This is a genomic window from Terriglobales bacterium (assembly GCA_035624475.1).
In the GTDB taxonomy this organism is placed as follows: Bacteria; Acidobacteriota; Terriglobia; order Terriglobales; family Acidobacteriaceae; genus DASPRL01.
Genome location: DASPRL010000283.1, coordinates 1 through 9,128, shown reverse-complemented (window position 1 = coordinate 9,128; position 9,128 = coordinate 1). Strand labels below are relative to the sequence as shown.

The 9,128-nt window shown below is 69.3% G+C and carries 8 protein-coding genes; all 8 read left to right on the top strand.

Features of this window, described 5'->3' with window-relative positions:
- The first annotated feature begins 219 nt into the window (after positions 1-219).
- A complete protein-coding gene (locus VEG08_11320) occupies positions 220-1,641 on the top strand; it encodes a methyl-accepting chemotaxis protein (protein ID HXZ28572.1) in 1,422 nt (473 codons plus the stop codon).
- Positions 1,642-1,698: 57 nt separating this feature from the next.
- Complete coding sequence (locus VEG08_11315) at positions 1,699-2,583, top strand: protein-glutamate O-methyltransferase CheR (protein ID HXZ28571.1); 885 nt, start codon at positions 1,699-1,701, stop codon at positions 2,581-2,583.
- Entirely contained in the window at positions 2,580-5,645 is a 3,066-nt protein-coding gene (locus VEG08_11310; GenBank protein HXZ28570.1) for a hybrid sensor histidine kinase/response regulator, read from the top strand. Before VEG08_11315 ends, VEG08_11310 begins: the two co-directional genes overlap by 4 nt.
- Positions 5,642-6,796 carry a chemotaxis response regulator protein-glutamate methylesterase gene (locus VEG08_11305; protein HXZ28569.1) on the top strand — a complete coding sequence of 385 codons (1,155 nt, stop codon included), beginning with the start codon at positions 5,642-5,644 and terminating at the stop codon, positions 6,794-6,796. Before VEG08_11310 ends, VEG08_11305 begins: the two co-directional genes overlap by 4 nt.
- Positions 6,793-7,326, top strand: a complete 534-nt coding sequence (locus tag VEG08_11300; GenBank protein ID HXZ28568.1) for a chemotaxis protein CheW — start codon at positions 6,793-6,795, stop codon at positions 7,324-7,326. The genes VEG08_11305 and VEG08_11300 overlap by 4 nt, the downstream gene beginning before the upstream one ends.
- Positions 7,323-7,775, top strand: coding sequence for a chemotaxis protein CheW (locus VEG08_11295; GenBank protein HXZ28567.1), 453 nt, complete (start codon positions 7,323-7,325; stop codon positions 7,773-7,775). The genes VEG08_11300 and VEG08_11295 overlap by 4 nt, the downstream gene beginning before the upstream one ends.
- A complete protein-coding gene (locus tag VEG08_11290; protein HXZ28566.1) occupies positions 7,772-8,551 on the top strand; it encodes a DUF4388 domain-containing protein in 780 nt (259 codons plus the stop codon). The genes VEG08_11295 and VEG08_11290 overlap by 4 nt, the downstream gene beginning before the upstream one ends.
- The coding region (locus VEG08_11285) for a response regulator (GenBank protein HXZ28565.1) at positions 8,548-9,128 on the top strand (581 nt) is incomplete at its 3' end. The genes VEG08_11290 and VEG08_11285, both read left to right, overlap by 4 nt.

Below are 9,128 nucleotides of genomic sequence, written 5' to 3'. Positions count from 1 at the left end.
AGGTGGTCGGCACCTACTCGACCACCGAGCCTTTGCTGGTGGACGAGGCGCCGCGCGACCTGCCCCACTGTTGCGGGATGCTGCGGCATGACGACCGCCTGGCCCTGGCGCTGGACCTGCACCGCATGACGCAGGCATTTCCCATCCCGGTGATTTGAGCGAGCAGCTTGGCGCGGCCCCGCCGCGCACGGAAGTTTGGAGGACGTTATGAAAGGTCGGTTGAGTTCGACCGTTTGGATCCTGGTGGCCGCCACCCTGGTGGGCATGCTGGTGGTCTTCGCCCTGGGCTTCGGGGCGGGCGCCTACGCCAAAGGCCTGAACATGCTCGACGCCATCGGCGGCTCCAGCGAAGCCGGGGTGCGCATGCTGGGCGCCCTGGCGGTCATGGTTGCGGTCTGCTTCGTCCTGTACCTGCTGCTGGGCAGCCGGGTGCTCAAACCGGCCAGGGAACTGGCCGAGTACTCGGAGAAGCTGGCGGCCGGCGACTACCGCTCCAAGGTGCAGATCGACTCCGCCGACGATTTCGGCTACATCGCCGACAACCTCAACCGCAGCGCCGACAAGGTCTCCAAGGCGGTCTTCAACCAGGAGGCGCAGGAGTCGCTGCAGCGCAGCGTGACCGACTTCCTCACCATCGTCAGCCAGATCGGGCGCGGCGACCTGACCCTGCGCGGCAAGGTCACCAACGACGCCCTGGGCAACGTGGTGGACTCGGTCAACTACATGCTCGACAACTTCACCAAGGTGCTGGAGCGGGTGCGCAAGGCCGCCATCGACGTCTCCTCCAGCGCCAACGAGATCCTGCTGGCCTCGGAGGAGATGTCCACCGGCGCCACCCAGCAGGACCAGGAGATCACCAACACCTCTTCCGCGGTGGAGGAGCTGACGGTCTCCATGAAGCAGGTGTCGAACAACGCGGAGGCCAGCGCCGAGGCCGCGCGCCGCGCCCTGGACGCTGCCGAGCAGGGCAACCGCGCCGTGCGCGACACCCTGGAGGGCATGCAGCGCATCCGCGCTTCCGTGCAGGCCACCGCCAAGAAGATCAAGTCGCTGGGCGACCGCTCGCTGGAGATCTCGGAGATCATCAACGTGATCAACGACATCACGGAGCAGACCAACCTGCTGGCGCTCAACGCCGCCATCGAGGCGGCGCGCGCGGGCGAGGCCGGCCGCGGCTTCGCCGTGGTCGCCGACGAGGTGCGCAAGCTGGCCGAGCACTCGCGCAACGCCACCAAGGACATCGCCGCGCTCATCAAGGCCATCCAGGCGGAGACGAACGAAGCCGTGGTGGTCATGGAGGAAGGCACCAAGGAAGTGGAGATCGGGGCGCGGCTGGCCGACCAGGCCGGCAAAGCCCTGGAAGCCATCTCCTCGGTGGTGCGGCAGTCGGCCGAGCTGGTGCAGGAGATCTCCCTGGCCTCCAAGCAGCAGGTGCGGGGGACGGAGGGCGTGGCCAACGCCATGCAGATCATCTCCAACATCACCCGCCAGACCTCGCAGGGGGCGCGCCAGACGGCACGCACAGTCGAGCAGATGGTGAAGCTCTCGGAGCAGTTGAACGAGGCGCTCTCGCAGTTCCGCGTGAGCCCCGCCGCCGGCTCGTCGCCGTCGCGGGTGGAGATGGCGAGCACGGCGCGCTAGCCCGCGCCGGTCCCCGCAAGCGCCTGAGCGCGGGGCGCCGGCCGGCGAGACAGGGTCATGCCCGACAAGCAGGCCACTTCCGGCACTCTGACGGAGCACGAGCTGGGCGAGATCCGCGCCCTCATCGAGCGCCGCTCCGGCATCCTCTTCGATGCCTCGCGGGAGCGTTTTTTCTTCGGCCGCCTGCAGGAGCACATGGCCGCTAAGAAGCTGGCCCGCGGCCACGATCTGCTGCGCCTGCTGCGCAACTCCAACGTCGAGTACGACGCCCTGCTGGAGCGGCTGCTCACCCAGGAGACCTCCTTCTTCCGCTATCCCTCGGTCTTCGAGGCGCTGGAAAAGCGCATCCTGCCCGAGCTGCACATGAAGAAGTTCTGGGAGAGTCCGCGCACCCTGCGCATCTGGAGCGCGGGCTGCTCCAGCGGCGAGGAGCCCTACTCCATCGCCATGACCATCGCCGACGCCTTCGAGCTGGCCGAGGCCTGGAACATCCACATCCTGGCCACCGACGTCAGCCGGGAGGCCCTGCAGCGCGCCGAGCGCGGCGTCTACTCCCGCCGCGACGTCGAGGTGCTCACCCCGCCGCGCGTCGAGAACTACTTCGCCCGCGTGGGCGACCAGTTCATGGTCAAGCCCAAGATCCGCAACATGGTCACCTTCGCTCCCATGAACCTCGCCCAAGTCATCTACATGGGGCGCTTCGACTGCATCTTCTGCATGAACGTGATGATCTACTTTTCCGAGGAGCGGCGCGCGCAGCTCATCCAGCGCTTCTACGATTACCTGGAGCCCGGCGGCTACCTCTTCCTCGGGCACGCCGAGTCGGTGGCCAAGCTGCCGGTGAAATTCGAGTCCGTGGTGCACAAGGACTCCATCCTCTACCACAAGCCCCCCACGGGCGTAGCCGCCAGGGCCGGCGCCCTGGCCCAGGAGAAGCCGTGAGCGCGCCCGGCGGCGAATTCGTCGAAGTCTTCCTGCAGGAGGCCTCCGAGCACCTGCAGTTCCTGCGCGAGTACTCCGGCATCCTGCAGGACCCCTATCCCGTCCCCGAGGACGTCGAGCGCCTCTATATCTCCGCCCACACCCTCACCGGCACCTCCGCCAGCTACGGCTACCCGCTCTTCTCCGAGGTGGCGGGCAAGCTCGCCCACATCTTCCAGTACGCCATGAATGCCACCATCGGCGCGGAGGCCTCCGGCCCCCTGGTGGAGTTCATCTCCGAAGCCATCGCCGTGCTGGAGTCCGACCTGCTGCTCATCAGCGCCAACGCGGTGGAGGCGGTGGAGGAGATCAACGCCTTCAAGGAGAAGTATCCCTTCGCCTTCCAGGCGCCGGCGGCGGAGGCCGCGCCCGAGGGCGCGGAGGCGGCCGCCGCCGAAGTCGAGGCGCCGCCCCCGCCTCCCGAGCCGGTGGTCGAGGAATTGCCGCCGGACGCCGAGGTGGGCCAGGAGATCCTGGAGTTCTTCGTGCCCGAAGCCGAAGAGCACCTCCAGGTGGTCACCGAATGCCTGCTCTCGCTGGAGGCCAATCCCAACGCCGCCGACATCAACAAGCTCTTCCGCGCCGTGCACACGCTGAAGGGAGCGGCGGCGCAGGTGGGGCTGCACCGCATCGCCCACGTCGCCCACCGCGCCGAGGACCTGATCGGGCGGCTGCGCGACGGCGTGCTCCGCCCCAGCGCCGGCATCGTGGACATCTGCCTGGAGGCGGTGGACACGCTCAAGAAGTTCCTCTACCGGCAGTGGCCGGATGAAGCCGGCATGCGCGCGGGCACGCGCTCGCTCCTGCTGCGCATCGCCCGCCTGGCTCCGCAGGAAGCCGCCGAAGCGGTGGCGGCGCCTCCAGCCGCGCCGCCGGAAGCGGTCGCAGCGGCCGTGGAAGCTCCACTGCCCGCGCCCGCCGAAGTCGCGCCCGCGCTCCCGGCGGAAGTGCCCGCGGCTGCGCCCGCTCCCGCCGAAATGGCCGCCGAGCCCGAGCTGGCCGAAGCCCTGCCCGGCAAGCGCGAATTGGCGGCCATGCCCCAGTCCAAGTCGGTGCGCGTCGCGCTGGAGCGCCTGGACCGCATGATGAATGCGGTGGGCGAACTGGTCATCAACCGCACCCGCATGCTGGGCCGCCTGAACGAGCTGGAGCGCCTGGCCGACGTCCTCAACTTTTCCAAGGCGCGCATGGCCGACAAGATCGGCGAGTTCCAGGAGAAGTATGAGTTCAGCAGCCTGACCGGGCGCTCCCTGCCAGCGGCCCGGCCGGCCGAGCCCTATCCCTTCCGCGGCGGCTACTCCAGCTACACCCACAGCTACGACGCCTCCCTGGCCGAGTTCAGCGAGCTGGAAATGGACCGCTACGACGAGTTCAACATCCTCTCGCGCTCGCTCTCGGAGATCTCCGCCGACATCACCGAGGTGCTCACCCAGCTCGACGGCTTCGTGCGCCGGGTGGACTCCGACATCGACGAGTTCACCAAGCTGGCCCACCGCCTGCAGGACGAGATCACGCAGTCGCGCATGGTGCCCATCGGCAACCTCTACACCCGACTCTCGCGCACCGTGCGCGATGCCGCCCACGCCGCCGGCAAGCACGTGGATCTCACCCTGGCGGGCGCCGAGACCGAGCTCGATAACAACATCATCCAGCAGATCTCCGATCCCCTGGTGCACCTGGTGCGCAACGCCGTGGCTCACGGCATCGAGCGCACCGAGGAGCGCTACCACGGCGGCAAGCCCGACCACGGCACCGTGGCCGTGCGCGCCTACCACCGCGGCAACCACATCTACATCGAGGTGGAGGACGACGGCCGCGGCATCGACTACGAGAAGGTACGCGCTACCGCCGTGGAGGCCGGCCTGGTCCCGGCCGAGGACGCCGAGCGCCTGGGCGAGCGCGAGCTGCTGGAGTTCCTCTTCCACCCCGGCTTCTCCACCGCCCCGCGCAAGACCGAGCTGGCCGGCCGCGGCGTCGGCCTGGACGTGGTGAAGGCCAACCTGACCGCGCTCAACGGCGAGATCGAGATCGAGACCCAGAAAGGGCAGGGCAGCCGCTTCACCCTCAAGGTGCCGCTCACCCTCATCATCTCGCAGGCGCTGTTCGTGCGCTGCAACGACTCGCTGTTTGCCCTGCCGCTGGCGGTGGTGGAGGAGATCCGCCGCCTGCGCGACGAGGACATCGAAGAGGTGGGCGGTAAGCTGCTCACCAAGGTGCGCGACGTGGTCACCGAGGTGGTGCGCCTCGACACTCACCTCGGCCTGGAGCCGGTCAAGCCGGTCAACGGCTACTACCGCATGGTCATCGTCAATGTGGCCGGGCGCCAGGTGGGCGTGGTGGTGGAGGAGGTGCTGCGCAAGGACGAGATCGTCATCAAGAACCTGGGCGAGTACCTGCGCAACCTGAAGCTGTTCCCCGGGGCCACCATCGCCCCCGACGGCAGCCTGATCCTGCTGATCGACGTGAACCGGCTGGTGGCGGGCGAGGCCATCGAGCGCCGCCCGCTCATGACCGCGGCCACCGCCGCCCGCCTGTTCGCGCCCGGCGCCGTGGCCGTGGCCCAGGGCGAGATCCCCGCCGCCGCCATCGACGTCGTGCCCACGGAAAAGGTGGTGGTCCTGGCCGACGATTCCATCAGCGTGCGCAAGTTCGTCGGCCGCATGCTGGAGAAGGCCGGCTACCGCGTGCGCCTGGCCGCCGACGGCCTGGAGGCCCTGGAGATCGCCACCCAGACGCTGTGCGACCTGGTGGTCACCGACCTGGAGATGCCGCGCACCAACGGCTACGAACTCATCGCGCACCTGCAGCAGAATCCGGAGACCAGGAAGATCCCGGTGATGGTGGTCACCTCGCGCGCCGGCGCCAAGCACCGCGACCGCGCCATGCGCGAGGGCGCCTCCGCCTTCCTCACCAAGCCGGTGCAGGAAGACCAGTTCCTGGCGGCGGTGGCCGAACTCATCGGCGTCGCCGGGACACCCAAGCCGGAAGGCGCGCCGGTGGGGAGCACAGAGAAGCAGGCATGAACGGTACGGGCAAGCGAATCCGAGTGCTGATCGCCGACGATTCGGCCTTCATGCGCAAGGTGCTGCAGAGCATCTTGCTCGCCGACCCGCAGCTCGAGGTCATCGGCGAGGCCCGCGACGGCCGCGAGGCCGTCAGCCTGGCCGAGTCGCTCAAGCCCGACGTCATCACCATGGATATCAACATGCCGCACATGGACGGCCTGCAGGCCACCGAAGTCATCATGTCGAGCCATCCCCGGCCCATCGTGATCGTCTCCTCGGAATCGCGCGAGGGCGCCGACACGACGCTCAAGGCCCTGGAGCTGGGCGCCATCGACTTCGTGGCCAAGCCCTCCAGCGGCGTCGACCTCGACATGAACAGCGTGCGCGACGAACTGCTGCGCAAGCTCAAGATGGCCGCCAAGGTGCGCGTGGTGCGCACCGCCGTCCGTCCCAAGACCTCCCAAGGCTTCGCCGCCGCGCCCGCTTCCGCACCGCCGCCGGCCGCGGCCTCCGTCCCCGCCGCGCCCCGTCCCGCGCCTGCCGCCCCTGCGCCCCAGCCGGGGAAGACAAATGGCCGCTTCCCCATCGTGGTGATCGCCGCCTCCACCGGCGGCCCCGCCACCCTCATGCGCTTCATCCCTCTCTTCCCCAAGGATTTTCCCGGCGCGGTGCTGCTGGTCCAGCACATGCCCGCCAGCTTCACCGCGCAGTTCAGCCAGCAGTTGGGCGAGATCGCGGCCATCCGGGTGAAGGAGGCCGAGCCCGGGGAGATCGTGCAGCCCAGCCAGCTCTATGTCTGTCCCGGCTCGCACCACCTGCGGCTCTCGCCCACCGGGCGCATCACCCTGGACGACGGCCCTCGCATCTCCGGCTACCGCCCCTGCGCCGACGTCACCCTGGAGACGGTCGCGGCCTTCGCCGGGCCCATGACCATCGGCGTGGTGCTCACCGGGATGGGCAACGATTCCGCGCGCGGGGTGCAGGCGGTCAAGGCCGCCGGCGGCCACGTCATCGCCCAGGACGAGGCCACCTGCGTCATCTTCGGCATGCCCTCGGAGGCCATCCGTACCGGCTGCGTGGACCAGGTGCTGGGCATCGACGCCATCTATCCCGCGGTCGAGAAGCGCGTGCTCTACGTCTTCGGCGCCGCCCGGGTGGGTGCCTTGTGAGACTCACGCGCAGCGATCCGCGCAAGCGCTCCTCCCGCCGCGGCGAAGCCGTGATCCTGTTCAGCGTGGCCGGCACCAGCTTCGCCATCGCCGTCAGCGCGGTGGAGGAGATCCGCAGCACCGAGGGCCTGCGCCCCGCGCCTGCGGGCTTCGCCGGCTCGCGCCTGCCCAAGGTCAAGCACCTGCTGGAGCGCGAGCGCAAGACCTACTTCGTGGTGGACTCCAACCTCCACTTCCACATCCTGCCCTCGCGGGCCACGCGCGTGCTCGTCCTGCGGCATCTCCCGGTCGCGGTTCTAGTGGACAATATCGAGAAGACCACGGAGATCACCGTGCTGCACGCCTTGCCCCGCTCCTTCGAGGGCGAGGAGCGGCAGTGGTACCGCGGCCTGACGCTCTTCGGCGAGCAGGTGGTGCCGGTGGTGCGGCCGGAGTCGTTCCTCAGCAAGGGCGAAGTGGCGGTGGCGCAGGCCAGCGCCTCCAAGCTGGCGGCGGCGGCGGCCCCGGCCCCGGGAGCGGCTTCGGCATGAGCAGCGCGCGCGCCAATCCGACTTCGCCGGCGGCCGGGCGCTCCTTCGTCCTCTTTCCCCTGGGGAAGAAGCGTTTCGCGCTGCCCGCCGACCTCGTCACCGAACTGGCCCGCCCCGACCGCCTGCAGGCCTTCCCGCACACCACCCCGCTGCTCACCGGGGTGCTGGTACGGCGTTCGCACATCGTGCCCGTTTTCGACGTGGCCCAGGTGCTGATCGGGCCGGGCGCGCCCGCCCGCAAGTTCTACCTCATCGCCACGCGCCATTTCGGCGCCGCCCCGGAGTGGACCGCCATCCCGGTCTCCGGGGAGTGTGAGCTTGCCACCGCGGAGGTGGTCCCACCCGCGGGCAAGCTGCCCCCGTACGTGGTGGGGCTGCTCTCGCTGGAGCGCGAGATCGTCGAGTTGCTCGACCTGGAGAAGCTGGCCGAGGCGGAGGTGTCCACATGAGCGCCGCCGCCACCGCCACCCCGCCCAGGATCCTGGTCATCGACAGCAACGTTTTCTTCGCCAAGCGGCTGGGCGACGCTCTCAAGCACGAGGGCTTCGACGTGGTGCACAGCACCCAGTCGGCCTACGCCATGACCATGCTGGAGTGGAACACGCCCGCCGCCATCCTCTGCGCCACCAACCTGCGGGAGATGGGAGCGCACGAGCTTCCCAAGATCCTGCACGCCGACCTGAAGACGGCGCACATTCCCATCATCGCCATCGGCGACGGCGGCGACCAGGCACTGATGGAGGCTTTCCGCGCCGGCTGCGACGACTACGTGGACCGCCGCCTGGGCCCGGAGCACATCGCCGCCCACGTGCGTACCTTCCTGCGCAGCCACCAGGAAGGCTTCCAGCCCACCCAGATGCTCACCGGCTCGGAGACCGCGCTCAGCGGCAGCCTGTCGCACATGGAGTTGCCGGGGGTGATCCAGATGCTGACCCACTCGCGGCAGACGGGAGCGCTGCACGTCAACGCCGGCGAGACCGACGGCATCATCTTCTTCGACGCCGGCGATGTCTCCCACGCCGAGAGTGGCGACCTGATCGGCGACGACGCCGTCGTCCACATCGTCAAGAGCTGCAACCAGGTGGAGAACGGCGTCTACAAGTTCGTTCCCGGGGCCACCGCCGCCACCCGCACCGTGCTGCGCTCGGCCACCGAACTGATGCTCGACGCCCTCCGCGAGGTGGACGAGAGCGAGCACGATGCAGCCGAGGGAGGTTCGCAATGAGCGACGCCACAGCGGCGGCCGCCCCCACCGTCTACTTCATCGACGACAGCGCCACCATGCGCGAGGTCATCAAGATCGCCTTCCGCCGCGAGAACATCAACGTGGTCGCCTGCCACGATGCCGCCACCGCCCTCGCCCAGATCGAGCAGGAGCAGCCCGACGTGGTCATCAGCGACGTCATCATGCCCGACAAGGACGGCTACGAGGTCTGCCAGTACATCAAGCAGCATCCCCGCCTGGGCAAGACCCCGGTGATCCTGATGTCGGGCGTGGTCAACCGCTCCGTGGCCGAGAAAGCCTTCGCGGTGAAGGCCGACGAGCTCATCCGCAAGCCTTTCCAGCCGCAGGACCTGATCACGCGCGTGAAGCACCTGCTCTACCCCAAGGCCGCCCCGGCGGCCATGCCTCCGGCCGCGGCCACCGCCGCCCATGCCACGCTGAGCAGCATCTTCGCCGCGCCGGCCGCCGCCCCCGGTGCGCCGGTCGCGCGCCCGCGCCCCGTGGCGGCTCCGCCTCCGGCCGCCCCGGTGGCCGTGCCTCCACCGGCTGCGGCGGCCCCGCCGGCGCCACGCCCCGC